The organism is Natrinema sp. H-ect4 (genome assembly GCF_041894845.1).
Lineage (GTDB): Archaea > Halobacteriota > Halobacteria > Halobacteriales > Natrialbaceae > Natrinema.
Genome location: NZ_JBHDYC010000008.1, coordinates 190579 through 215723, shown reverse-complemented (window position 1 = coordinate 215723; position 25145 = coordinate 190579). Strand labels below are relative to the sequence as shown.

At 62.2% G+C, this 25145-nt stretch carries 27 protein-coding genes; 17 read left to right on the top strand and 10 right to left on the bottom strand.

Annotation, left to right across the window (positions count from 1 at the left end; genetic code table 11):
• Window positions 1–52: 52 nt before the first annotated feature.
• Window positions 53–760 (bottom strand): YqjF family protein, encoded by a 708-nt coding sequence (locus tag ACEWFR_RS12470; RefSeq protein ID WP_374061333.1) that lies wholly within the window; start codon window positions 758–760, stop codon window positions 53–55.
• Window positions 761–1187: 427 nt separating this feature from the next.
• Between ACEWFR_RS12470 and ACEWFR_RS12465 the strand changes: the two genes are divergently transcribed.
• Together ACEWFR_RS12465 and ACEWFR_RS12460 are read left to right on the top strand one after the other, a co-directional pair.
• Window positions 1188–2012 carry an ABC transporter ATP-binding protein gene (locus ACEWFR_RS12465; protein WP_374061332.1) on the top strand — a complete coding sequence of 275 codons (825 nt, stop codon included), beginning with the start codon at window positions 1188–1190 and terminating at the stop codon, window positions 2010–2012.
• Window positions 2005–3750, top strand: a complete 1746-nt coding sequence (locus tag ACEWFR_RS12460; RefSeq protein WP_374061331.1) for a hypothetical protein — start codon at window positions 2005–2007, stop codon at window positions 3748–3750. The genes ACEWFR_RS12465 and ACEWFR_RS12460 overlap by 8 nt, the downstream gene beginning before the upstream one ends.
• 438 nt (window positions 3751–4188) lie before the next feature.
• Here the strand turns inward: ACEWFR_RS12460 and ACEWFR_RS12455 are convergent, their stop codons facing one another.
• Window positions 4189–5244 (bottom strand): hypothetical protein, encoded by a 1056-nt coding sequence (locus tag ACEWFR_RS12455; RefSeq protein ID WP_374061330.1) that lies wholly within the window; start codon window positions 5242–5244, stop codon window positions 4189–4191.
• Between the two features lie 664 nt (window positions 5245–5908).
• On the opposite strand from ACEWFR_RS12455, the gene ACEWFR_RS12450 reads away from it, so the two are divergent.
• Window positions 5909–6640 (top strand): ZIP family metal transporter, encoded by a 732-nt coding sequence (locus tag ACEWFR_RS12450; protein WP_374061329.1) that lies wholly within the window; start codon window positions 5909–5911, stop codon window positions 6638–6640.
• A gap of 373 nt (window positions 6641–7013) precedes the next feature.
• Here ACEWFR_RS12450 and ACEWFR_RS12445 read toward each other — a convergent pair whose 3' ends face one another.
• Together ACEWFR_RS12445 and ACEWFR_RS12440 are read right to left on the bottom strand one after the other, a co-directional pair.
• Window positions 7014–7604, bottom strand: coding sequence for a DsrE/DsrF/DrsH-like family protein (locus tag ACEWFR_RS12445; protein WP_374061328.1), 591 nt, complete (start codon window positions 7602–7604; stop codon window positions 7014–7016).
• Window positions 7604–7849, bottom strand: a complete 246-nt coding sequence (locus ACEWFR_RS12440) for a sulfurtransferase TusA family protein (protein WP_098728042.1) — start codon at window positions 7847–7849, stop codon at window positions 7604–7606. The genes ACEWFR_RS12445 and ACEWFR_RS12440 overlap by 1 nt, the downstream gene beginning before the upstream one ends.
• 267 nt (window positions 7850–8116) lie before the next feature.
• Between ACEWFR_RS12440 and ACEWFR_RS12435 the strand changes: the two genes are divergently transcribed.
• From ACEWFR_RS12435 to ACEWFR_RS12415, 5 genes are all read left to right on the top strand, one after another.
• A complete protein-coding gene (locus tag ACEWFR_RS12435) occupies window positions 8117–9310 on the top strand; it encodes an MBL fold metallo-hydrolase (RefSeq protein WP_374061327.1) in 1194 nt (397 codons plus the stop codon).
• A gap of 6 nt (window positions 9311–9316) precedes the next feature.
• Window positions 9317–9874: a YeeE/YedE family protein gene (locus ACEWFR_RS12430; protein ID WP_098728040.1), complete on the top strand. Its 558-nt coding sequence runs from the start codon at window positions 9317–9319 to the stop codon at window positions 9872–9874.
• Window positions 9871–10332: a YeeE/YedE family protein gene (locus ACEWFR_RS12425; protein ID WP_374061326.1), complete on the top strand. Its 462-nt coding sequence runs from the start codon at window positions 9871–9873 to the stop codon at window positions 10330–10332. Before ACEWFR_RS12430 ends, ACEWFR_RS12425 begins: the two co-directional genes overlap by 4 nt.
• Window positions 10333–10385: 53 nt before the next feature.
• Complete coding sequence (locus ACEWFR_RS12420) at window positions 10386–11558, top strand: anion permease (RefSeq protein ID WP_374061325.1); 1173 nt, start codon at window positions 10386–10388, stop codon at window positions 11556–11558.
• A gap of 71 nt (window positions 11559–11629) precedes the next feature.
• On the top strand, window positions 11630–13273 hold the full coding sequence (locus ACEWFR_RS12415) for a TrkA family potassium uptake protein (RefSeq protein WP_374061324.1): 1644 nt from the start codon (window positions 11630–11632) through the stop codon (window positions 13271–13273).
• A 41-nt stretch (window positions 13274–13314) separates the two neighbouring features.
• Here the strand turns inward: ACEWFR_RS12415 and ACEWFR_RS12410 are convergent, their stop codons facing one another.
• Complete coding sequence (locus ACEWFR_RS12410; RefSeq protein WP_374061323.1) at window positions 13315–13668, bottom strand: thiol-disulfide oxidoreductase DCC family protein; 354 nt, start codon at window positions 13666–13668, stop codon at window positions 13315–13317.
• A 91-nt stretch (window positions 13669–13759) separates the two neighbouring features.
• Between ACEWFR_RS12410 and ACEWFR_RS12405 the strand changes: the two genes are divergently transcribed.
• Both ACEWFR_RS12405 and ACEWFR_RS12400 read left to right on the top strand, forming a co-directional pair.
• Entirely contained in the window at window positions 13760–14038 is a 279-nt protein-coding gene (locus ACEWFR_RS12405) for a hypothetical protein (RefSeq protein WP_374061322.1), read from the top strand.
• A 176-nt stretch (window positions 14039–14214) separates the two neighbouring features.
• Window positions 14215–14685, top strand: coding sequence for a cupin domain-containing protein (locus ACEWFR_RS12400; RefSeq protein ID WP_374061321.1), 471 nt, complete (start codon window positions 14215–14217; stop codon window positions 14683–14685).
• Window positions 14686–15019: 334 nt separating this feature from the next.
• Here the strand turns inward: ACEWFR_RS12400 and ACEWFR_RS12395 are convergent, their stop codons facing one another.
• The gene (locus tag ACEWFR_RS12395) at window positions 15020–15559 is read right to left on the bottom strand and encodes a DUF1684 domain-containing protein (RefSeq protein WP_374061320.1); all 540 of its coding nucleotides are present in this window, start codon (window positions 15557–15559) and stop codon (window positions 15020–15022) included.
• Between the two features lie 111 nt (window positions 15560–15670).
• On the bottom strand, window positions 15671–16111 hold the full coding sequence (gene trxA / locus ACEWFR_RS12390) for a thioredoxin (RefSeq protein ID WP_374061319.1): 441 nt from the start codon (window positions 16109–16111) through the stop codon (window positions 15671–15673).
• A 354-nt stretch (window positions 16112–16465) separates the two neighbouring features.
• Here trxA and ACEWFR_RS12385 point away from each other — a divergent pair, with 354 nt between their 5' ends.
• From ACEWFR_RS12385 to ACEWFR_RS12365, 5 genes are all read left to right on the top strand, one after another.
• Window positions 16466–16819: an SHOCT domain-containing protein gene (locus tag ACEWFR_RS12385; protein WP_374061318.1), complete on the top strand. Its 354-nt coding sequence runs from the start codon at window positions 16466–16468 to the stop codon at window positions 16817–16819.
• Window positions 16820–16823: 4 nt separating this feature from the next.
• Window positions 16824–17063 carry a sulfurtransferase TusA family protein gene (locus ACEWFR_RS12380; RefSeq protein WP_374061317.1) on the top strand — a complete coding sequence of 80 codons (240 nt, stop codon included), beginning with the start codon at window positions 16824–16826 and terminating at the stop codon, window positions 17061–17063.
• Window position 17064: 1 nt separating this feature from the next.
• Window positions 17065–18207, top strand: coding sequence for an NAD(P)/FAD-dependent oxidoreductase (locus ACEWFR_RS12375; protein ID WP_374061316.1), 1143 nt, complete (start codon window positions 17065–17067; stop codon window positions 18205–18207).
• Entirely contained in the window at window positions 18208–18843 is a 636-nt protein-coding gene (locus tag ACEWFR_RS12370; RefSeq protein ID WP_374061315.1) for a DUF1641 domain-containing protein, read from the top strand.
• 181 nt (window positions 18844–19024) lie between these two features.
• Window positions 19025–19798 (top strand): 2-oxo acid dehydrogenase subunit E2, encoded by a 774-nt coding sequence (locus ACEWFR_RS12365; RefSeq protein ID WP_374061314.1) that lies wholly within the window; start codon window positions 19025–19027, stop codon window positions 19796–19798.
• Between the two features lie 124 nt (window positions 19799–19922).
• Here the strand turns inward: ACEWFR_RS12365 and ACEWFR_RS12360 are convergent, their stop codons facing one another.
• Window positions 19923–20279 carry a GerW family sporulation protein gene (locus tag ACEWFR_RS12360; protein WP_374061313.1) on the bottom strand — a complete coding sequence of 119 codons (357 nt, stop codon included), beginning with the start codon at window positions 20277–20279 and terminating at the stop codon, window positions 19923–19925.
• A gap of 244 nt (window positions 20280–20523) precedes the next feature.
• On the opposite strand from ACEWFR_RS12360, the gene ACEWFR_RS12355 reads away from it, so the two are divergent.
• Window positions 20524–21537: a nitroreductase gene (locus ACEWFR_RS12355; protein WP_374061312.1), complete on the top strand. Its 1014-nt coding sequence runs from the start codon at window positions 20524–20526 to the stop codon at window positions 21535–21537.
• Between the two features lie 102 nt (window positions 21538–21639).
• On the opposite strand, the gene ACEWFR_RS12350 is transcribed toward ACEWFR_RS12355, so the two are convergent.
• Together ACEWFR_RS12350 and ACEWFR_RS12345 are read right to left on the bottom strand one after the other, a co-directional pair.
• Window positions 21640–21996, bottom strand: a complete 357-nt coding sequence (locus ACEWFR_RS12350; RefSeq protein ID WP_374061311.1) for an SHOCT domain-containing protein — start codon at window positions 21994–21996, stop codon at window positions 21640–21642.
• 998 nt (window positions 21997–22994) lie between these two features.
• Window positions 22995–24344 (bottom strand): hypothetical protein, encoded by a 1350-nt coding sequence (locus ACEWFR_RS12345; RefSeq protein ID WP_374061310.1) that lies wholly within the window; start codon window positions 24342–24344, stop codon window positions 22995–22997.
• A 110-nt stretch (window positions 24345–24454) separates the two neighbouring features.
• On the opposite strand from ACEWFR_RS12345, the gene ACEWFR_RS12340 reads away from it, so the two are divergent.
• Window positions 24455–25111, top strand: coding sequence for a helix-turn-helix domain-containing protein (locus ACEWFR_RS12340; protein WP_374061308.1), 657 nt, complete (start codon window positions 24455–24457; stop codon window positions 25109–25111).
• Window positions 25112–25145: the final 34 nt, after the last annotated feature.

Genomic DNA, 25145 nt, shown 5'->3' with positions numbered 1-25145 from the left:
GCTCGCTGAGGAAGGGGACTTACAGCCCTCAATTACAGCTAAAATAGACTCTTCACAGAAAGCGTGGCGTAGTTACCCGTTTGCTCTTGGAAGCGATTGTCTCGACGCCGGGACTGTACAGATGAACTGGATCGGAATCCGGGGCCGTGAACCCGTTTGCCTCGAAAAGCGTGTTCTCCACGATCTCGACGTCGGCGTCGTACAACGGCCACGATTCGTGTTGGATATCAGCGTAGCGGACAGATCTATCCGAGGCTTCGGTATAGTAGCGGTACCGCTCCGTAAGGAAGTGAGCGAGCGTTCCTGATTTCGCATCGATTCGACCGCCATTCGGTCCGTACGTCGCTTCGAACGCAACCGGCCTTGCTCCAGGGTGACGGCGACGAGACGTGAATCGAATCCGTCCGTTCTCTTCGGTGAGACTGATGTTGGCGTAGTAGTACGGGAGGTGGTGAAAGAGGCGGGCACCAACAACTCCCACGATGCCATCAGCATCGAGACTGAAGAAGTACACTCCTGGTTTCCCATCGTACGTAACGTAGGTTCGAAGGTTGAGTTCGGGGAGTGGAACTCCCGTTCCGGAGGGGAAGACCCGTGGTCGGACGTCGACATTCGTAAACGGTACCACCGACAGCCACGCCTGCCCATCCCAGGTATCGAGCGTCAGTCGTTCCGGGAGGTGTGGCTCGACGAGTCCCGGATCGATTGGCCAATTGGCGAAGCAGACGTGACGCCATCCCATGAAGAGTGACACTACCATGTTTTCTATTCCCGAAGTGTGTGAACGATATTACGGAGATACGTCATAGTTCCTTTCCATTACGTGGTCTCTACGTGCCTCTATCGTGCGCTGGTGTCTTTTCTGATGAACACGAGGCCATTGGATCTTCCTCCACGTTCACGCGGCGGAGGATGTCAATGACTCTCTATCTCGAGTCGGCGAACGAGATGGCTGCGGCTGGCCACACGGACCCCGTTCGGTTTGCGACTGCTCGAGATCGACTGCGCGACCGGTGACTGCCCACAGATACCGTTTCCACTGTGGGACGCGGCGGAAGCAATGACGTCCGAGACTACTCCTTCGAGGTCAGTCGATGATGAAGACGGTAAGTTAGATGGGTGTCTGTTTATCACTATTCTCGAGGCGTTACGATAAAGGTTATACTATACGTGTAAAACACTATCCTATGAGCGATCAGCCTGCCGTCTTCACGAAAGGATTAACAAAGCGATATGGCGATACGACCGCCATTAGTGGTCTAGATCTTTCTATTACAAGTGGATCGGTCTACGGATTTCTCGGGCCAAACGGCGCAGGGAAAACCACGACGATGCGACTGTTAACTGGACTAGCACGTCCAACCAGGGGAACCGGTTCCGTTGCTGGCGTCTCAATCACAGACCGAGACGGCCTCCGCACGCACATCGGATACTTGCCCGAGGAACCACCACTGTACGACCAGGCGACGGCCTACGAACAGCTCGAGTACGCCGCCGGCCTCCGCGATCTCCCCGCGGAAGCGACACGCGACCGAATCGATGTACTCCTCGACAAACTAGATCTCACGGCGGATGCTGACACGCGGATCGCGGACTATTCGAAGGGAATGCGGCAGAAAACCGCCTACATACAGGCCGTCCTCCACGAACCCGATGTGGTCTTCCTTGATGAACCCACATCCGGGCTAGATCCACGCGCTGCACGGACGCTCCGGGGGATGATTACGGAACTCGCCAACGCGGGAACGACCGTCTTTCTCTCGACGCATATCCTCCCTGTTGTCGAAGCGGTCGCCGACACGGTCGGAATTCTCTACGACGGAGGGTTGGTCGCTGAAGGTTCGCCCGCTGCTCTCGAACGCCGCGCAGAGACCGGTGAGACGCGCTCGCTAGAGGATGCGTTCCTCGAACTCACGACCGACGAGCGCGGTACCGCAGGAGAGGCGGACGGTGAGGCCAGCGCCGCCGATACCGCTAACCAGCGGGTCGTCGAGGAGAACACCGATGGCTGAATCCGGCTGGTTCGGGCATGCCATTCGGATGGGCTGGTTCGACTATCAGCGTTCTGTCCGGGCGATTCGGGACGACACTGGTCGGCTGATCTTGATGGCTGGCGGTGTCGTGCTCCCGACGCTCCTACTAACGGGACTCGCGGTCCTGTTCGTTCCAGAACTCCGTGGGACGGATCCAGAGGTTTCGATAAACCGGCTCGGGAGAGGAACGCTCGCCATGCTCTGGATTTTTGGTGTATTCATGCTCGCCCAGCGGACGACAACGGCACACAGTAAACCGGTCGCCGATGCGTTCGTGCTGACGTCCGTCTCACCTAGAACCGCCGTCGTCGGGGGCATCGTCGCCGAGAGCCTGCGAGTGCTGACGTACGCGTTTCCGGTCGGCCTCCTCCTCGCCATTGCCGGGGCGTACGCCTTCAGTTCACCACTGCCCCTTCTGACAGTCCCGCTGGTCGGCAGTCTGTACGTCGCCAGCGCTGTCACGGCCGGTCGCCTGGTGGGGTACTGTGCCGCATGGCTCGTGGCCAAGGTGGCGTTCGTTGCTCGTCACAAGGGCGTGCTTGGCGGGACGGTTATGATGCTGTTCTTCGGCATCTACTTCCTGTACCAAGTACCGCAACTGCCTATCTCTATCAGTCAAGCCACGCTCGGAGTGATTCCGACTGGGTGGCTCGCAGACTTGCTGGTGGTTGGCACGCCCATCGGCTGGTCGTCGACACACGCTCTCGGGGGAGTGGCCACGGTTGGTGTGGTGCTCGTCGGTGGAAGCTGGCTGGCCGAGCATATTGCAATCTCGTTCTGGTTCGACGAACCAATCGACGTTTCTGACACCGACAAGACCTCCGTCTCCACCCGCACGGAGGGCGATCAGCGAGCCCTCGAGCGGGCCGTCAGCCCCCTCGGCGTACCGTTCATTACCGGTCCAACCCGTCACGTTGCTGAATGGTCTCTGTTGCGAGCCCGCCGGGAACCCCAGCGGTTAAACTTCCTGCTGATCCCGGTATTCGGTGGCGGCTCGGCAGTAGTGAACATGATGCTACAGGGGTACGGCTCGCTCGCGATACTGGGACCAACTACCGCCGTATTACTGGGGTGGACCGCCGGCGCGGCGTTCGGTCTCAACCCGTTCGGCGACGAGGGAGCCGTCCTGCCGACGACCCTGACCGCTGTTTCGGGTCGGGCGTTCGTCTGCGGACTCATCGTCCCGAGTCTGCTGTTTACGCCCGTCATCACCGTCGTCACGCTTGGTATGGCACTTGTTGGAGGATACGGACTACTGGCAGCGATAGCGCTGGCACTGATCGGATGCTTCCTCACCGTCGTCGGGGCGACACTCGCACCGATAATCGGGATGTGGCTCCCGCGTTACAGCGCCATTCGCATCGGCAACAGCGACGGAGTACGACCACCCCGGTTGCTCGCAGGTGGGCTTCACGTTGTGTCACTGTTGCTTCCCGGCGCAGCGCTAGTTGGGCTCGTGGCAGCACCGGAACTGGTGAGGCTGGCGCTCTCTGGGATCGGTTCCGTTCCGGGATTCATTCTCGGGTTGGTCGCCAACGGCGGAGTGCTCACCACCCTCGCGCTGTCGCTGACCGATGCTGGTGCGACAATTCGGGAACTCCCGCTCACTGCCTTCCGGGGCGGATTCGGCATGCTGCTGGCTTTCGGTGGGCTACTAGTCGCCTGGCACGCCTATCACAGGGCGATACGAAGGTTCGAGACCCACGAACTGCACTGACAGCACACGACAGCACGAGTGCTACCACCGGCGCGACATAGAGGGTGGGCATCTCGTAGCTGGCCGACCCTGCGTCGTAGTCATGCGCGTTGAATGTGAAATACGCCAGCGGGAGTGAACAGACGGACAGCTCAACAGCGGTGTAATCGTCGTGTCTGAACCACGTTGGTGCGACCGCACGTCCGATTCCAGCGCGGGGAGCGAGGCCCGATCGTACAACGGCGTCGGATCGTATACTGGCCAGTCAGTGTCTGATTGGCTGGCGATCTGCCGAAAGACAGTCCGGCGAGAATCGAGTGTCGAAGCCACTACGAGACGCTGGCAACGACACAGTCAAGAATCCGTCTAACTGATTCGCATAGAGCGGCCGTATTGAAACCCTTGCTGAGAACCATAACGGGTGAGTAGCGCGGGATACTCCCCACGAAAGAGCGTCGTCTATTCGAGCGTTTTCCACTCCAGTCCGTCCGGGTCTGCGGGTGGCTCGAGGGGGCTCTCGATCAGCTCTGTTCGAACCTCCGGTTCGTTGTATGCGCGCGGCGCTACGTCGTTTGGGCCGTCGGGGTAGAACAGCGACGCGAGCAACTGTATGTGTCCGCGGCCGACACAGAGTTCGAACTGACCGCCACCATACATACTGATTCCCTGATCGTTGCAGTACTCGATCGTCTCGAACAGCGACTGCACCGTTCCGAACCGCGACGGCGTGATGGTACACCAGTTCGGCTCGAAGGGGCTGTCGCGAAGGTCGGCGACCCCTTGGATCGGCGCGTTCCAAGAGAGGCGGTCTGCGTTCGCTGCAAGTAGATCCTGGATGTCGTCGGAGACGGCCGGATCCTCCACGAGCGCATCGGGGAACGTCTCGAACACTCGTCGATAGCGGTCGGAATCCGGAGGCTGTCTCCCAACGAACCCCTCGGCCTGCCCGTTCAGGTTGAGGACGCGAACCGCGTCAGTCTCTACAAGCGTCGCGAACGTCTCCTCGCTCCACGAAGCGGTCGGACTGAGTTTGAACTCGCAGGTGGGGTTGACCGCGAGCGTTTCCTTGACTCGCGTCGGGTTTCCGTCCGGCAATCGGGTGCTGGCGACGAATCGGACTGGCGACCGTTCTCGACCGAGCAGCGACGCGAGGGTGGTATCGTTTTGCTTGAGCGCCAGATCGAGCGCGGCGCTCTCCATTGCCCACCGCCGATGGTTCCGGGATATCTCCCGTTCAGGCGGTTTCGTCGGAAAGAGGTCGATATCCTCGAGCGTCCGGGAGAACTCGTCCAGCGTGTACTCGCCCGTGAGGTCGAACACTGGTGGCTCGGGCAACACCTCGTGATCGACGGTATCGTAGGTGATGTCTTCCCCGGCGCCGAACTCGTCTCCGGCCAGCAGGACGAACGTCGACGTAACGCGGGTGAAATCGCCTGCCATCTCTCGGCGACGGCTGGTCCGGTTAGTGGTCTCGATCGTCAGTGTCAGGTCTGCAACGCGATCGTAGAGTGTCATCGTCGTTCTCGGCGACCGGGACTGGTTGCGATAGTCAGAGCGTCTGTGCCTCTCTGGATAGCGGGAATGTGTGCTGATACTCGACGGCACGTCCGATGATTCTGACTCCTGTGTTCCATCGTGTATAGTATAGTGGCTTCTACACATATCTATTGGGATGTGATTTACTCCCGGTGCAGGTTCGTGCTGTGTTCTCCGCCTACCGCTACCGCGTAGGAGCCGTTGTGCGAAACTGCCTCACAACCCCCGCTGATCAGCGATCAAACACCCCGCTAACGCCTCTCTCAGTACTCCGTGATGTGGGGACGTGAGATACACGCTATGTATTCAGCAGGTAGTCTGAAAACTGTCACCGATTGAGTATCTCAACAATGCCTATAGAGCCCAACGGCGGCATCGCTTCTGTATAACGGTGTATCCGGGTCCAAGATGATGTCAGCCGGACGAACACTGCTTTTACCATTCAACCACTGTAGTTTTCGGTATGAGACAGCCAGAGCGTCTCGGATTGGCGAGTCAGATGTCTCTTCTCGTGGCCAAGAGCGAGCCGTTGAGACCCCCGAACGAAAATATAGTAGCCACTGAAACGAATCACACACTGATCGGACAGCTGTCGGTCGATCAGGCGTGCAATGACGTGCAGTGGCTACTATAGGAATCAGCCATGATAGCGTTTCCAGATGAGTTCTACTGGATTGCAGCGTTTGCCATTATCGCGGCGCTGGTGAACAGTGCAGGAATCATCGCGATATTTCGACACCGGGAGTGGGCGGAACGATCGCTCCCGTATCTCATGTGCTTTGCTGCGGGGATTCTCATCACGACGCCGTTGATTCATGCCCTCCCGAACGCGGTCGAGAACAACGCTGACGCGGGCTTCACCGCCTTGGCTGGCTTCCTCTTCATGTATCTCTCCAACCACGTGATCAAACATCGCACCGGAGAGGAGACGCTCGCGTTCGGGGTAACTGCTGCGGAGGGCATCGGGATTCACTCGCTGGTTGACGGCGTCGTCTACACCGTCACGTTCAACATCTCGCTGCTGACCGGCGTTCTGGCCGGAACCGGACTGGTCGTCCACGAATTCGCCGAGGGAGTCATCACGTATCTCGTCTTGCTGAAGGGGGACGTGACGGAACGAACGGCGGCAACGTACGCGTTTTTCATCGCGGCATTGACGACACCGATCGGTGCCTTCGTCGCCTATCCACTGGTGAGCGGGTTGGGACAAAGCGATCTGGGCCTCTTGCTTGGATTCGTCTCGGGCGTGCTGATCTACGTCTCCGCAGCCCATCTGCTCCCCGAAGCACAGTCCTACGAGAAGGAACATTCGATGCTCACCCTCCTGGTCGGCGTCGGTCTGGCGTTGTTCATCGTGTTCGCGCGGACGATGTGAGACGATTTTGCACGTATACTCCGGGTTCAGCACCGATACGCGCCGACTGAAGCGCCAGAATGGCAGACTCGATCTGCTGAAATCACCTATAGTAGCCACTGCACGTCATTGCACGCCTGATCGACCGACAGCTGTCCGATCAGTGTGTGAATCGTTTCAGTGGCTACTACCGTCTTCTGGCGTCGTCACACGGAGTTTACCGTCACCCCCTCAAAAGTAGCCTCGCTCGATCAACCGGGTCAGTGCATGGGTCGCATCCTCGAGTTCGAGGATCAGTGCATCGGTACTGCAGCGCTGTCTCAATCCGGCTATCGAGTTGATTCGGCAACTACTGTCACGGAGCGACCAGAAGAAGCGAATAGACCGGGGTCGTTCACACGAGGAGTTGGATGTCGGATTCGGCCATGTGTTGCAGCGCGGTGGCCGCGCCGACGCCCGTCGTGACGCCGTCGTAGAAGTCGTCCTCGTCGTAGTCCATGAGTTCGATCGTCATCTGGCACGCCTGCAGGTCGACGCCGCTCTCGAGCGAGAGATCGATCAATTCCTCGATGGTGGCGGTCCCGTTCTCGTCGATCTTCTTCTGCATCATCCTCGTTGCCATCGCGTCCATCCCGGGGAGTGCGGCGACGGCGTTCGGAACCGGCATATTTGGATTCCCGACGGCACTCAGCTTGAGGTCCCTCGACTTCTCCTCGTGGAGGATGTCGAGCCCCCAGAACGTGTGGAAGACGACGACATCCCAGCCGAAGGCGGCCGCCGTGCTCGCGAGGATCAATGGCGGATACGCCATGTCGAAGCTTCCCTGCGTCGCGACGATGGTCATCTTCTTTTGCTCGTCGCCAGTGTCCACCGCTGCCATCGATTCTTCTAGTTCCTCGACGCGATCGCGCAGCGCCTGCAACTCGGCGGCGTCGAACTCGACGTCCGTCTCGTCGGCCGACGTCGTTGGGTTGTCCGTACTCATTATTCCGTCTTCTTCACGTAGTGGGTGTAGAGATCGCCGTCCTCGACCTGGTCGAGGAGTTCGACGCCGCCGGTACCGTCGGCCCACCCTTGAATGTCACTTATGCTGCCCGAGTCCGTTGCGACAACCTCGAGCACGTCGCCGGCCTCGAGATCGTCGATTGCTTGCTTGGTCTTCACGATGGGCATCGGGCACGACTGTCCTTTCACGTCTAGCGTCTCTGTGGTTTGGTATTCCGAACTCATTGTTTTCTGTGCCCCGTATTGGAGCTATCATACAATATTGGGCGGTGCCACATAAGGGCATCGATTATTGTACAATACACGAACATCCCCACCGAGCACTAAACTACGGTATCCGGCATTACTAGTGTTCTTAACGCCTATGAGCGCACAAACAACACTATTTACTGTCGATCTGGTCCGCACTTGCTGTGCTCGATGTATTGTAGGTATTGCGAAATACTATGCAAACCCTTAAGTGCCAGTAGCCGATACTGGAAACCGTACAACATGGACGACATGGACCTGCCAATGCCGGATGTCGAAATCGAATCGGTCAGCTCTGAGGAGCTGAAAGAGCAAATCGATGCGGGCGAGGAGGTCACGCTCCTTGACACTCGTATGGAATCGGAGTACGACGAGTGGAGCATCGACGGTGAGACCGTCGAGTCGATCAACATTCCGTACTTCGAGTTCTTGGACGACGAGATCGACGACGACGTTCTTGCGCAGATCCCCGACGACCGCGAAATTACGGTCCTCTGTGCAAAGGGCGGCTCGAGCGAGTACGTCGCCGGGACGCTGAAAGAGCGCGGCTACGACGTCGATCACCTCGAGGACGGGATGAACGGCTGGGCGCGCATCTACGAACGCGTCGAAGTCGAACGCTACGACGGCGCGGGGACGCTCTACCAGTACCAGCGGCCCTCGAGCGGCTGTCTCGGCTACCTCATCGTCGACGGCGACGAGGCGGCCGTGATCGATCCGCTGCGCGCGTTCACGGATCGCTACCTCGAGGACGTCGACGACCTCGGCGCCGACCTGCAGTACGCGATCGACACGCACATCCACGCGGACCACATCTCGGGCGTCCGTAATCTCGACGCGGAAGGCGTCGAAGGCGTCATCCCCGATGCGGCGGTCGACCGCGGCGTCACCTACGCCGACGAGATGACTCTCGCGGCGGACGGCGACGAGTTCGCGGTCGGCGACGCGACGATCGAGACCGTCTACACGCCCGGCCACACCTCCGGGATGACCTCGTACCTGATCGACGACTCGCTGCTCGCCACCGGCGACGGGCTGTTCGTCGAGAGCGTCGCCCGCCCGGACTTAGAGGAGGGCGACGACGGCGCACCCGAGGCCGCAAGTCAGCTCTACGAGTCGCTGCAGGAACGCGTGCTGACCCTGCCCGACGACACGCTCATCGGCGGCGCGCACTTCAGCGACGCAGCCGAGCCCGCCGACGACGGCACCTTTACGGCACCGGTCGGCCAGCTCACGGAAGAGATGGACGCCCTGACGATGGACGAAGACGAGTTCGTCGAACTGATCCTCTCGGACATGCCGCCCCGTCCGGCCAACTACGAGGATATCATTCCGACGAACCTCGGCCAGCAGGAGGCCGACGACGAGGAGGCGTTCGAACTCGAGCTCGGTCCGAACAACTGCGCCGCGAGCCAGGAATCGCTCGCCGGTGACTAACGCCCAATGGTAGCTGACCCAGTCCCACTCCAGTTGGCCGCCGAGCTGTTCCCCAACGGGATCAGTCGCTACGCCGTCGGCGGGTTACTCGTCGGTCTCGGCGCAGTCGTGATCTATATAGGGACCGGCATCCCGGCCGGAGCGAGCACGTTCCTCGAGTCGACGCTGTCGTATGTCTCCGGGCAGTCGCGGTTCCAGCAGTACGTCTCGTCCCGGGACTGGCGCGTCGTGTTCACGCTCGGCATCATTCTGGGCGGGCTGGCGTTCGCAGCGACGGTCCAGTCTGGAGTGATCACAACCTCGCTCTACCAGCCCGGGACGACTGGCGAACTGTACGAGGTCGGCGGCGTGACGCTTTGGTCGACCGACGTGCAGGCCTGGCGGCTGCTAGTCGGCGGCGTGTTCGTCGGGATCGGCACCCGAATTGGCAAAGGGTGTACGTCCGGCCACGGAGTCTGCGGCGTCGGTTCGGCGTCGAAGACTTCACTCGTCGGCGTGGCGACGTTCCTGACGGTCGCGATCGTGACCGCACAGATCGTCGCGGCACTGGGGGTGTCGCCATGAGCGAGAACCGTCACCCGCTGTTCATGCCGCTGATCCTCGTCGGCGGCCTGATCTTCGGGTTCGGGCTCGGGTTCAGCCAGATGGCGCGTCCGGAGGTCGTGCTGAACTTCCTGCAGTTCGAGGACTTCGGACTGCTGTTCGTCATGTTCGGCGCGGCGATCGTCTCCGGGATCGCCTTCGCTGTGATGCCCCGGATCCGAGACAGCGCGCCGCTGACAGGTGACCGGTACGAACGGCGGCTGAAGCCGTTCGACCGGAACGTCCTGATCGGCGGCGCGATCTTCGGCGTCGGCTGGGGGCTCTCGGGAATCTGTCCCGGCGCCGCCTACGCCAGCCTCGGCGTCGGCAACATCTCGATCCTGTGGGCACTCGTCGGCATGTTCGCCGGCGCCTACCTGCAGGGTGTCTGGCGCAGCAAGCGCGCTGCGGCCGACGCGGCCCCAACGGGTGCCGACTAACGCCGTTTACATTTCGTGTTCTGCAAACTGAAACAGAGACTTTTCGTACACTAATGGATCCGGGAACGATACTACTGTTCGCAGCCGCCGCTCTCGCGAGCCTGTTCATGGCGTGGGTGATCGGCGCCGGCTCGAGCGGCGCAACGCCCTTCGCACCGGCCGTCGGCGCGAACGCGATTCCGACGATGCGCGCGGCGTTTCTGGTCGGCATCCTCGGTTTCGCCGGCGCGGTGACACAGGGCGGGAGCGTCTCCGAAGCTGTCGGGAGCGGCCTCATCGACGGAATCAGCCTCCCGGTCAGCGGCGTCATCGTCGTCTTGCTGATCGGCGCCGGACTGATGGCGATCGGTATCTTCACCGGGTATCCGATCGCGACCGCGTTCACCGTGACCGGAGCGGTCATCGGCGTCGGATTCGCGCTCGGCGGCGATCCGGCCTGGGGGAAGTACGCCGAAATCGGCGCGGTCTGGGTACTCACGCCGTTCGTCGGCGGGGGAATCGCCTACGGTATTGCGAGCGTTCTTCCGCGACCGGACGTTCCCGAGGATGTCAGCGTTCCACTCCTCGCCGGAATCGTCGGCACGGTCGTCGCGAACCTCGAGTTCGCGTTTCTCTCATCGGTCGGGGGAACGCTCGCCGCTGCCGGGACCACCGCGATACCATTCGGCGGAACCGCCGCCACGGCCGCGGCCTCGATTGGCCTCGGAGCCGTCGCAGCGGCCCTCGTCCGCTGGGACATCGGTCGCGATCAGGCCGGCGGTCTGCGCCGGTTCCTGCTCTCGCTGGGCGCGCTCGTGGCGTTCTCAGCGGGCGCGAGTCAGGTCGGGCTGGCCGTCGGACCGCTGTTCCCGCTGCTCGAGGACCTGCCGTCGGTGTCGCCGATCGCGGTGTTGCTCGGCGGCGGCGTCGGGATCCTCGTCGGCTCCTGGACGAGTGCACCCCGAATGATCAAATCGATCTCGCAGGAGTACGCGTCGCTGGGGCCGCGCCGGTCGATCTCGACGCTCGTCCCCTCGTTTCTCATCGCACAGACCGCGGTCCTCCTGGGGGTGCCGGTCTCGTTCAACGAGATCGTCGTGAGCGCGATCGTCGGTAGCGGACTCGCGGTCGCCGGTGGAGCCGGCGTCAACCCCCGAAAGCTGGGAGTTACCGTCGCCGCCTGGGTCGGGTCGTTCGTGCTCGCGTTCGGACTCGGCTACGGGTCGATGCAGGTCGCCGGTTTCTGACTGTCGAGCGTCGAACCATCTCGGTTCCGCCATCCAATACGCTCAACACGATCGGTTCGAGTAGTAGTCGTATGTCGCTACTGAAATCACGTCGTACCGGCTACTACCTTCTGTTGGTGGCCGTGACGACCGTTTTCTTCACGCTTTTGTACAACCACGGAATGGGCGCGTGGGAGGACCGCCCGCAGCCCCTGTACCGGTCCCTCGAGATCGTCTTCCAGACGTACACGACGACCGGATACGGCGAAGACGCACCGTGGCAAACGCCACAGATGAACCTGTTGATGATCGGAATGCAACTTGCCGGGATCGGGCTCATCCTCACGGCGGCCGACGTCTTTGCGGTCCCGTGGCTTCGGAACGCGCTCTCGCCGTCGGCACCGACGACGACGGACGCGGTCGACCACGTCGTCATCTGCGAGTACACGCCGCGCGGTGAGGAGTTCGTCGCGGAACTGAACTCCCGGGGACAGGAGTACGTGATCGTCGAATCCGACGTCGAACGGGCGACGGCCCTCCACGAGGCTGACCACCGGGTCGTCCACGGCGATCCGGAGTCGATCAAGACCCTCGAGAACGCGGGCGTCGATCGGGCGCGGGCGGTCGTGGCCGACGCGGCCGACGACGTCAACGCGAGCATCGTTCTCTCGGCGAAAGAGGTGAACCCGGACGTCCAAACCGTAACGCTCGCCGAAGACGTGGCGCTCGAGGAGTACCATCGGATCGCCGGCGCGGACAGCGTCCTGTCGCCCCGGCAACTCTTGGGCGAGAGCCTTGCCCAGCAGGTCCCGACGGTCGTGACGACGGTCGTCGACGACGGCATCGAACTCGGCAACGACCTGGAACTGGTCGAACTTTCCATCGAGACGGGAAGCGAACTCTGCAACCGAACTGTCGACGAGGCGCGACTCAGGGAGCGTTTCGGGGTCGACATCGTCGGCGTCTGGGTCGACGGCGACTTCAAGAGTCCGATCGTTCCTGAGATCGAACTGAACGAGGACATCCGGCTGTTAGTCGCCGGCGAACCGAAACGGATCACGGCCCTGCGCGAGGAGGCGACGTCGTCCATCCAGTCGCTCTCGGTCCAGCGCGTCCTCGTCGCCGGATACGGCGAGGCGGGGTCGACCGCAGCCGACGTCCTCGCCGAGACGAACACGGAGGTGACCGTGATCGACAGCGAGGAGAAAGCCGGCGTCGACATCGTCGGCGACGCGCGAGAGCCCGCCGTCTTTCGCGAGGCCGGTATCGACGACGCGTCAGCCGTGATCGTTACTCTCAACGACGACACGACAGCGATTTTCACGATGCTGATTGCCAGCGACCTGAACCCGGACGTCGACGTGATCGTGCGGGCGAACGAACCGGAAAGCAAAGGCAAACTGTATCGAGCGGGTGCGGCGTACGTTCAGTCGCTGGCGACGGTCAGCGGCCGCATGCTGGCGTCGACGATCTATGAGGACGAGTCGGTGTTAGCCGTCGGCAGGCAGATCGACGTCGTCGAACTCCCCGTCGGTCGACTGGCGGGCCGAACGCTCGCCGACGCTGACGTCCGTTCCGAGACCGGCGCGACCGTCCTCGTCGTCGTCCGCGACGGGGAGACGATCGCAGATTTCGATCCCGACACGTTTACTTTCGAGCCGGACGACGAGGTCGTCCTCGCGGGGACTGACGAGAGCGTCCGTCGGTTTGAAACGGAATTCCTCAGCGGGGTGTAGCAGTAGCCGGCGAACTCGAGGTCGACGGACCGACAGCGCTCTCACACGACCGACGGAAGCAACCGGCTGATCAACGGTCGGTTCGACGCGACGAGTCGATACACGAACTCGCGAACGCGGGCGTATCCCGGAACGCGACGGAACAGCGGGAACAGCTGCGACGGCGGGAGGCCCGTTCGTTCGTAGGCACGCTCCATCGCTTCGCCACAGGAGTAGGTGGTCCGGTCGGTGACGAGGTGCGCACACTCCTCGTAGTCGGCCGGCAAACGGGCTCGTCGGTCGTCCGAGAGTTCCGAAAAGCCGACGATGTCGATCGCCGCGCGGCGGTCCACGAACCGCGCCGCGCGAGTACAGACGCCGCAATCGTCGTCGTAGACGAGCGTCGGTGGTGGCATTCTCGAAACTCGCTCTTCGATGTGGCTGTGGCTCCGGAGTCACTAAAATTCGGTCCCAAAGATTACCGCCATGCTTCTCGTTTGGGTTCCTATGTCATCTGAGTCGGAGTCGGACGACGTTCGCGTGTGGCTCGTCGAGCGCGGGTACAACAACCGCGATCTGATCATCCTCACGTACGCGACTCCCGACGGCGCTCGAGCCTTTCGGCGGGAGATCGCAGCGCAGGCGATCGACATGGACACGGTCACTGCCGCACGGGACGTCTCTCCCGACGATCTCGCGACCGTCGAGGACGCTGACGACCGGGAACGGTATGCCGAAGAAGCGACGCGGATGGCAGCCGAGCACGATCCTGACGAGACGATATGAACACGACGAGATTCTGAAAGTTGACGGATACTGTCCGCCGTTATCTCCCGTCTCGCCCGTTCTGCTCGGAAATAGCTCGTCCAGCGCTTGCGTATTCGATCACGACGAGATTCGAACTCGAATACCCTGCGAGTCGCAGTATACTTTTCACCCCTGAGACTGCTATCTATGGTCGTATGCAGAAAATCGATATCGACGACATGAATCCGGAATCGGGACCCCAGAATCGACAAAGTGTGTCGGAGCCACTCGACGCCCAGGATTTCTCGATGAACTATTACGCACTCGAGCCGGGCGAGGAATTCGCCGGTAGCCTTCACACGCATCTCGACCAGGAGGAGTCGTTTTTCGTGCTCGAGGGAGAGGCCACGTTCGAGACAAAGCCGGAGCTAGCGGCGGATAGCGAAACCGTCACCGTCAGCGAGGGAGCGATGATCCGGTTCGATGCGGGCGAATACCAGCAGGGTCGAAACGAATCGGACGACACCCTCCGCGCGCTCGCCCTCGGCACTCCACAGGAGTCGACCGACGTCCGGGTCGCAGTGCCGTGTCAAAACTGTGGTGAAAGCGAGTACATGGAGTTCACGATGATCGACGGGGAACCAGCGATGGAATGCCCGGACTGTGGCACCGAACTCGAGGTCTAGTACTGACGTCCGCTCCGCGCTACCGTGTACGGATCCAGCGTGGGAGGTTGTGGGCATCGAACGGTGTGTAACCGGCCGAATCAATACCGACCGGCTACCTACCCCACCCTACCGCGCTCGAGGCTACTCGTCCCTCGCTTGGTGTAGGTATAGTAGCCACTGAAACGATTTACACACTGATCGAAACGAAGTCGTGCGATCAGGTGTGCAGTGACGTGCAGTGGCTACTATCGGTTTTCCTGTTTCTGTGTCGGTACGTACAGAACCGGTGAGCGTGACTCGGCCGTCGCGCTTCGTCCGAATTCACACGTCTGGTATGGACGTGTTCTACGACTCAGTGAAACGCCTGTTCGCCGGCCTCGATCGGGACCTCGAGCCAGTTTTCCGTCGGCGGGAGCGGACACTCGTATCGATCGGAGTAGGCGCACGTCGGGTTGTACGCCTCGTTGAAGTCGAGGACCCAGTTTCCGTCGTTCGTTCGATGGCTGTCGTACTCGAGGTCGAGGTACCGACCGGCGCCGTAGGTCTCGTCGCCGCTGGTCGCGTCCCGGAACGGGACCCAGAGCCGTTCGTCGTCCGGGTCCGATTTGTAGGCCTGGAGCGCGACGTCCTCGCCGCCGACGGTAACGCGGAACTCGCCCCAGCGCAGGTACTCTTGCTCGCCGTCCGTGCTCGTCCCGACGGTGACCCGTTCAGGATCGTCGTACTCGTCCAGCGGGAGTTCGAACCGGTAGTCCTCGTCGACCGGGTAGTACTCGAGGCCGTCGAACGACTCGCGTTCCGCGTCCGGGATCGGCGAGTGCGGATCGTCGCCGAAGTACCGGTCTTTCTCTTCCCGTTGCGTTTCGATCGCTCGTCTCCAGTCAGTGGACATGAGTGAACGTCAGTGTGTCGCGGTCGCGTCGCCGGTCCCGTGTCGGGAGTCGGACCGGGGGAACTGTTCTGGTGGTCGCTATCGTCCGCCGTGAGCCGGGTCGGCGCTTCGCTACGCGTGTTGCTCGATCAATCCCTCGAGCGTCCCGCGGTCCTGGGCGCCGACCGTGCGTTCGACCGGCTGGCCGTCCGCGTAGAGGACGAGCGTCGGGACGCCGCGAGCCCCAAGTTGCTGTGCGATCTGCTGGTGTGCGTCGACATCGACCTTGGCGACCGCAGCGTCGGTCTCCGCGGCGAGGGATTCGATCGTCGGCTCCATCATCTGACAGGGGCCACACCAGTCGGCATAACAGTCTACGAGGACGACGTCGTGCTCCTCGACGACCTCGTCGAGGTGGCCCTGCCCCGTGATCGCGATCGGCTTGTCGGGCGCGGTGCCCTCCCCGTCGGCATCGGCCGCGTCGAGGCTCCCGCCGTTCTCGAGACGTTCTTGCATCTCTCGCTTCTTCTGTTCGCGTATCCGTTCTCGTTCGTCGTCGATGGACTCGCTCATCGGTCGGCAGTACGGGCTCCACGATTATAATGATTTTGTGTATTAAGGGCAATATTGGGCCGGCGGAGCGTCCGGGATTCCTCGCCGCGGCGACGTGACCAGCTGATCGATGCTCGCGGCGGTCGTCTCGAGCCGTCCCGAACGGAGGCGGATACTACTCCGCCGACACGGATCCTGTTTGGGGAGGTCGTCCAATGCAATCGCTCACCGCGGATCCGTTACGGGCCGATTCGGTGAGCGGGAAACCGCTCGAGACCGGTCGCCGGGATATATATTTATCGCCTATTCCTGCACAAGCAATTTTTTCGATAGTGGCATCACTATACAATACTACTCTTCGAGTGTGATCGAACGATGACCGACCCATACGAAACGATCGGACGGTATGCGAGCCGAGCGACAGCCTTCGGCGCCGTCCTCCTCGTCGCCGCGACCGCGACGGCGTCCGCACAGCCCCACGGCGGCGGCGGTGCCGGCGGATCGATGGGGGGCTGGGGAGCGTTCGGCGGCTGGATGTTCCTCTGGCCGGTCGTCCTGCTCGGCCTACTAGCCCTGCTGGTCGTCTGGGCCGGCAGTCGGCGCCGGGGCGGCCGCACCGACCGCAATGACCGACCCGACCGCGCGCTCGAGGAACTCCGCGAGCGCTACGCACGCGGCGAGCTCTCGGAGGAGGAGTTCGAGCGACGACGACACAACCTGCAATCGTAGACCAATGACTGACACAAACGATCCGGACGTGACGATCGACTCGAAGGACGCATCGTGTCCCGGCCCGCTGATGGACCTCATCGGGAAGGTGAAGAATCTCGATTCGGGAACCGTGGTCGAACTCCAGACCACCGAGCGCAACTCCACGACGGACGTTCCGGAGTGGCTCGAGGAGGCCGGCCACGACTTACTCGAGATCGAAGAGCGCGACGAGTACTGGAGTATCTACCTGGAGGTCAACTGAGATGCACCGAATCGCTATCGTCGGCGGCGGAACGGGCGGGACGGTCCTCGCGAATCGGCTCGCGAGCGAGCTACAGAGTGAGATCGAGGCCGGAGACGTCGAGGTCCGGCTGATCACGGCCGACCCGAACCACGTCTATAAGCCGACGTTCCTGTACGTACCCTTCGGGAAGAAGACGGTCGACGACGCGAAACGGCCGATCGAGGAGCTGGTCGACCGCCGCGTCACCCTGACGATCGAGGAGGTAACCGGCGTCGACACGGATCGGAATCGCCTGTCTTTCGCCGATCGGACGACCTCGCTGCACTACGATCAGCTCGTGCTGGCGACCGGTGCGAACCTCGAGCCCGAAGCCGTCCCCGGACTCGCCGAGGGCGGCCACCACTTCTACGGCCCCGACGGTGCCGAGCGGCTCCGGGACGAACTCGCCGACTTCACCGAGGGCCACCTCGTCCTGAGCGTCGTCGGCGTCCCGCACATGTGTCCGGCGGCGCCCGTCGAGTTCCCGCTGATGGTCGACGCCTGGCTCCGCGAGCGGGGCCGGCGCGAGGACGTCGAAATCACCTACACGTACCCGATCAACCGCGCTCATGGCCTCGAGTCCGTCGCCGACTGGGCGACCGACCTGTTCGAGGAGCGCGACATCACCCTCGAGACGTTCTTCAACGTCGACGAGGTCGACCCCGACGCGGAAGTCATCGAGACGGTCGAAGGCAACGAACTCGAGTACGATCTGCTCGTGGCCATCCCGCCCCACCGGGGCAGCGATCTTGTGACCGACGCGGGCCTCGGCGACGACGGCTGGGTCGACGTCGACAGGCACACCCTCGAGGCCACGGCGGCCGAGGACGTCTACGCGATCGGCGACATCGCGGACGTCCCCACGAGCAAGGCCGGCAGCGTCGCCCACTACGAGGCGGGCGTCGTCGCCGATCGGATCGCCAGCCGCGCCCGCGGGACGGTTCCGACGGCGACCTACGACGGGAAGACCGTCTGCTTCCTCGAGGCCGGAATGGACGAGGCCACGTTCATCGAGTTCTCCTACGGCGAGGAGCCGTACGTCCGCGAGCCGTCGAAACCGCTCCACTGGGCGAAACTCGGCTACAACGAGTCCTACTGGCTCACCGCGCGGGGGTTGCTGTAGATGTCCGAATCCGAACCCGGGACTGTCGACGCCGGGGAGCCGACGCTCGAGGACCTCGTCGCCGACAACCCCGACGAGGTCGCCCGGTTCATCGAGCGCCTCGGCGTCGTCAACGAACTGCTCGATACGGCGGACCTCGCGACCGCCGCGATGGACGACCGGATGGTCGAGGAACTTACCGGAACGGCGACGAACCTCGGTGCTGCGGCCGACGGGCTGGCGACGCCCGAGGCCGCGCGACTCGGCGAGGCGACCGGCGAGAACGCCGACGAGTTGGCCGACGCGATCGAGACCCTCGCTCGCCTGCAGCGGTCGGGCACGCTCGACGACCTGCTGGCGATGGCGGACCTGCTCGCGCTCGCATCGAATGCGATGGACGACGAGATGGTTACGGACCTCGCGGCGACCGGGACGCGCCTCGGCGAGGTGGCCGACACCGCGACCGACGACGTGGCCCGGACGCTCGAGGACGTGCTCGAGGCCGTGGGTGAAGCGGGTGACGAACCGACGAAACCGCTTGGTGTACGCGGGCTGGTGCGTGCCCTCAGAGATCTCGACGTTCGGCGGGGTCTGGGGTTCGTGATCGCCGTCGCTCGCAATACGGGGCGGAGGCGACGGGAGCAGTCCGAGCGATAAGGTCCGTCACTGCATTCGCCTCGAGTATCAGCGCGAAATCCGTCGAACTTCTCGCACGTCAGACTCGATACCACGATCGGCGACGGTATTATCGGCTCGCGACGTGTTCGTACGTGACTTCGAGGGGAACGCCAAGTCGGGATGAACCAAGAGATATGGTCCGTCCAACCATAGAGAGCTCATGAACGAGCAGGGCGAGTCAGTCAAGCCACTCTCCCTTCAGCGTCGAGGGACGATCGACTACATGCGGGTGGCCGGTCGGCGCAACGTCGTTCACGGGCTCGTCGAGATCGACGTAACTGAGGCCAGACAACGCATCCGCGAGCGAAAAGCCGAAACGGGAGAGGGTCTCTCGTTCACTGCGTTTCTCATGTACTGTCTGGCGCGAGCGATCGAAGACCATCCGCACGTCCAGGCGTACCGCGACTGGCGGGGACGGATCGTCTCGTTCGACGATGTCGATGTCAATGTGATAATCGAGACGGCAATCGACGGTGAGCGAAGCGGCGTGCCCTACGTCGTCAGGGCGGCGAATCGCCGGTCACTACGGTCGATTCACGAGGAGATTCGGACGAGACAGCGGAACCCGGACGAGGGAACACAGCCGCCGTGGGCCTCCCTGGCTATGCGGCTTCCCGGGGTCATCCGACGGCAGTTCTGGCGACTTCCACAGTTGTTTCCGCGACGCTGGAAACGAATCGCAGGCACAGTCGCCGTAACGTCCGTGGGAATGTTCGGCGAGGGCGGCGGCTGGGGAATCAGTCCGACGAACTACACGCTCCAGCTAACAGTTGGCGGGATCGCCACTAAGCCGGGTGTCGTCGACGAGGAGATCGAACCTCGAGAGTACCTCAGCCTCACAGTGACGTTCGACCACGATGTGGTCGACGGGGCGCCCGCTGCGCGGTTCGTCCAGCGGTTGACGGAACTTCTCGAGGCCGCTCACGGGCTTTGAGTAGCCTCACATCTGGTACCAGAGGAGATTCCAGTACCAGGCAATACCGTGAACGCGATCGCGGCGAGGGCGACCAACGCGTAGTAGATCCGCTCCACGGGACGTTCAATAGTATCAACGTTCCTCACTTCCGGCCGAGCAAATACCCGAGAGCGAAGCACAGAAAAGCCACTGCCGCACGTTTCTTTATATCATTGAGCGGAATGAATCGCGTATCCCAGTTCGTTATCTCCACGACGCCGGTTGGAGTTGCCCAAACGCCGCCGCCCACCCCGCCTCCCTCGCCGTCTTCTCGTTTCTCGGCTGCAGTATCGGCCTCGCGGTCTTTCGATTCGTACCCGCCACCGAATCCATACGCTACCTTTGCAACGGGAATGATCGTCTTCCCGTCGTGTCTGACGGGATCGCCGTACACCTGAGTGACGCCTGCGTGGTCCTGAATACGGGCAACGATTGCAGAGAGTCGTTCTCGGTCGTTCATACACGCGTAGCGACGAGACTCATCGATATAGCTTCGTCACCCCCCGACGCTACCGGTCCCGTCGAAACCGAGGTCCGTTTCGATACGAACGCTCCGGTATTCTCTCCCTCGTCGCGGGCATACCGTGCGTACAGCACTGAGACCACTTGTCAACCGTCCCGTTCGGCGTACCTAGCGATGTCGCAGAAAGTTCCGTCAGCGAACCGACCCGGAACGTTATGTCCCCTGTCGATGACGTCGCCCCATGAATTCGAGCGAGTTAACGACCGCGGTCTGGGAGCTAGATGAGGACGAGTTTCCATCCGACGGGTCGATCCAGGAACGAGCGCGGTTCCTGCTTCGATACGCGATCCTTGCTCCGTCCAGTCACAACTCGCAGCCGTGGCGATTTGCCGTACGCGACGGTCGAATCCGTATTTTCGCCGACGATGCACGGTGGCTCGAGGTAGCCGATCACGACAAACGCGAGTTACAGATCAGTCTCGGCTGTGCCATCGAGAACCTCTGTATTGCAGCGGAGCACTTCGGATTCGGCTATCGAATCGAGTACAACGATGCCGGCGATGGGGCCCCCATCGCCACCGTAACGCTTCACTCCGACGGGACTCCATCGAATATCCGACCTCCGGGACTGTTCGACCAACTCACGGAGCGATATACGAGCCACGATCTGTTCGAAGAGCGGTCGCTTCCGCAGTCCACGCGAGATATCCTCCGTCAGTGTGTCGTCGAAGACGACGTTTCGCTCCACTTGATCGAGGACTCGGACCAGAAGCGATCGATCGGGGAGTTACAGGCCGCGGCAGATCTGCGTCAGATGGACGACCGAGAGTACCGGAAAGAACTCGGCTACTGGCTCGGGATTGGCGCACTGGGCCAGCCATGGCTTATGGCTCGTATTTCACAGGCGGTCGTGACCGCTTTCGACCTCGGGGATCGCGAAAGTCGGAACAATTCGAAGCTGATTCGGAATGCTCCCGTCCTCGGACTCCTCGTCACGGAAACCGATGATCCAGCAGCACGGATCAAAGCCGGGCAAGTATACGAACGGTTGGCGCTCGCTGCCAGCGCTAACTCCGTTGCCACGCACCCGATGAGTCAGATTCTGGAACGTCCCGAAAAACGAGACGAGCTCGGGGCTCTGGCAGAGACCGGCGATGATGTTCCGCAGCATCTGTTTCGGTTGGGTTATACAGATGAACCGACGGATCACACGCCACGATGGCCGCTCGAGACGGTCCTCTCGACACAACCGTGACGTTCAGCGACGGCTCGTCCCGACTATCGGAGCCCGACAGCAAACGAGGACACTGTCGGCCGAAAGGGGCAGCGTTCGGCCCGGAATGCGTCCACCCGCGTACTACTTCTCCCGTCGCAATCGTTCGCGGCGCTCCTCGAACTCCTCGTCCGTGAGGTCGCCGCGGGCGTAGGCGGTTCTCAGTTCCTCGAGTGCAGGATCCGCCCGTTGCCCGCCGGACTGGCGAACCGCGCTGTACAGGAGATATCCGAGACCGAGTATGACCAGTAACGGGATGAGCGACATGAGCGGCCACATCCACGTGGCTCCAGTGCCGTTCCACATCCAGCCGTCCCACATGTGGCCCCCACCCCAGACGCCCATCATGGGCATCGTGATCGCCATCATGAGAACCGGCAGGAGAAGGATCGCAGCGATAACGATCAACAGCGTCCGAATCAGAGAATCGTCGGTTGCCATATATCCTCCTTTGGTTGCCACAGCCTTGAACGGTATGGTGGATACCGATCACTGAAAACTGGTCGTCTGTCTGCGTCAGGGAAAGCAGTCGGTTTTCCTCGACGGCCACGCTCGAGCGTCGGACTCGACGAGTCCGTACAGTAGCCGCCGTCGCGCTTCGAATTCGTCAGAGGCGAACTCGAACTCGCCGTCCGACACGGTCGGAATACCCGCCTCGTGGAGGGAACGGTGCTCGAGCGAGGGTAGTAGTCGTCTGCCGGTTCGACGAACCCTCCGTGGTGCGTGTCGAGGTCATGCTCGATACTCGTGCGGGCGTTTCGGACGGTCATCTCGTTCGACCGCTATCGGTTCGGAACGCCGAATCGGAGCAGCATCAACGCCTCGTCGAGCACGACGATTTCGACAATCGGCGATCGATCCGGGCGAGTGCTGTGACAGCGATGGTGTGAATGAGTCGATCGGTGGACTGCAAGTTAACCCGTTATTCGATCGAAGCCGTTATAGTAGCCACTGCAAGTCATTGCACGCCTGATCGACCGACAGCTATACGATCAGTGTGTGAATCGTTTCAGTGGCTACTATAGTCACTCGCAGACGGCCATGAGTTCCGACAAATCGACTTCCTCCACCGACGAGATCGAGGGTCGCATTCGACAGATAGGAACGTACTCCCGCGCAGTCCGCACCGGCTTTCTCGTGATCGTGAGTGCATTCCTCCTGGCGGTTGGGACGTCCTGCCGGCGAATCTCGAGAGCGCCTCGCAGGCGATCGAATCGATACTCCCCTCGCCCATTTTCGTCGGCCTCGGCCTGATATTGTACGGTATCGGGATGCACCTGAATCCCGCTCGCCAACCGCAACCGAACTCCGTCGACGACCGACGATCACCCGGCGGGCAGTCGGACTGACGTGGTCCACCAACTGTTCGCAGCGATGAACACCCATCCAGACGATAGTGGTGCACACGGCACTCGTGCCGACCGAGTTCGGAATCGCACTCAGGCCGGCGACGCATGTGCCCGCACCGCCCACCGTTGCTCGATGATTTTGAACAGATAGTAGCCCCAGAGTCCGAGGAGGACGGCGAATCCCGAGCCGTGCAGTAGCGCCGACCACGACTGGTCCTGATAGAAGAAGCCGATCCCGACGACGAGGACCGCGAGGTTCCAGGCGAGGACGGACTTCGGTCCGACGGCCGACGGGAGACGCTTCGGGGGGACGAGTCCGTCGACGCGGCTGTCGCTGCCGTCACCTCGAGCGATTCCGGGGGACCACTCGAGCGAGCGGGCGACGAGCAGCGAGCCCGCGAGCGCGATCGGAAGCGCCCAGCCGAGGAAGAAGAAGTGCAGCGCACCGGTCTCGATCCACGGGTCGGGGATTCCCAGCGGGACGCCGAACAGGATGAATGGAGCGAAACTCGCCGGGCCGAGGATCCACAGCTGCGCGACGAGCACCGAGAGCGCCGTCCCGTTCGGCGTGCCGGCCCGGTAGGTTCGAGCGAGCGTGTAGATGTAGAGGACGTAGCCGGCGGCGTACAGCATCAGTCCGATCGCGGTCACCGTCTTCCCCATGCCGAGTACCGGTCCGACGACGAGCGGGACGATACCGAGCGCAAACAGCGGAAACGAGTAGCGTTTCAGGCGCTCGCTGTACAGCTCCACGTCCACGAGCCGCGGGAAGAGGTCGTACAGCGTGCCGATCGCCGCGAGGCCCAGAAAGCCCCACGCGTTGGCGTGGACGTGTGCCTCCCGGAGTCCGTACCAGCCGCCGGGGGCGTCCCAGCCGTGGCTGTACAGTCCGAACGCGAACGCGAGCCCGATCAGGTAGACGAACGGTGAGAGGAGGTAGAAGCCAATGGTCGGGTCGCGCGCTCGCCCGCCGTCGCTTCTGCGTACCATCACGAGAACGACGGCGAACAGCCAGCTTGTGAGCAGCCAGATCGTCCCGAGACCGACGTCGAACCACAGCGGCTCGCTGAAGGCGCGCCCGTACCAGGCGAGCACCAGCGCGACGTTCAATCCGACGGACGCGACGCCGAACGTCGACGGTGACGGTCCCGGACGCTCGAGTTTCCGCGCCGCCAACTGGGGCAGCGTGCCGAAGAGCAACTGCGTGAACGCACCGATCGTGACGAAGTGGATATGTGTCCACGTGATCCACGACACCGCCGGGACGAGTCCGAACCCCTGAAGTCCCTGGTAGCAGGCGAGCGCGAATCCGACGAACAGGAACGCGATGCCGGCGACGTGAAACGGCGTCATCGAAAGCGACGGTCCGTCGGTCGGCCGGCTGGACGACCGCCGTTCGGCGTCGGTCTGGTGCGAGTCGCGCGGATTCGTTTCGGCCATACACGTTCGTTTGCCCGGCCGTCGTGTATCGGTTATCGCGAACATCGGGGATCGGTTCGAACATGTTCGAAGCTTTCCCTACGGCGTTCGAGCCCCGACTGTAGATACCGATGCCGCGAGCGAAACTCACTGTCTCCCTCCCCGAATCGCTCTGGATCCACGAGATTTCGACGGCCTATCCCGACACGACGTTTCGAGTCAGTTCAGTGCTGCCGGGATCGGACGTCGCGATCGGTGTTATCGAACTGATGGCACCGAATCCGGTCCCGATACTCGCCGCGATCGACGACCGGAGCGATATCCGGGACCTCGAGTTGCTCTGGAAACACGACGAGACAGCGCTCTTGCAGGTCGAGACGTCGAATCCGTCGCTGCTCGGTCCCATGCAGCGGGCCGGCGTTCCGATGGAGACCCCGTTCGCGGTTGCAGACGGTGCAGTGACGTGGGAGCTGACGACCAGCTCGGATCGGTTGTCGACGCTCGGCAACGCGTTCGACGAGCGCGGCATCGAGTATCGCATCGAGTACGTCCGCGCCGTCGACGCGACCCGCGCGGAGAATCCGCTGACGGATCGACAGCTCGAGGTCTTCCGTACCGCTCTCGAGGCAGGGTACTACGACGTTCCCCGCGAGGCGACGCTGACGGAGGTCGCATCGGCTCTCGGCGTGACCAAGTCCACCTGTAGCGATGTCCTGCACCGGGCGGAAAGCTCGATCGCCCACTGGTTCGCCGAGGAACACGTCAGCCGCGCCTCGTACGAGCAGTGAGTGCGATCTATCGTCTCGTTCACCCGCGCGTGAG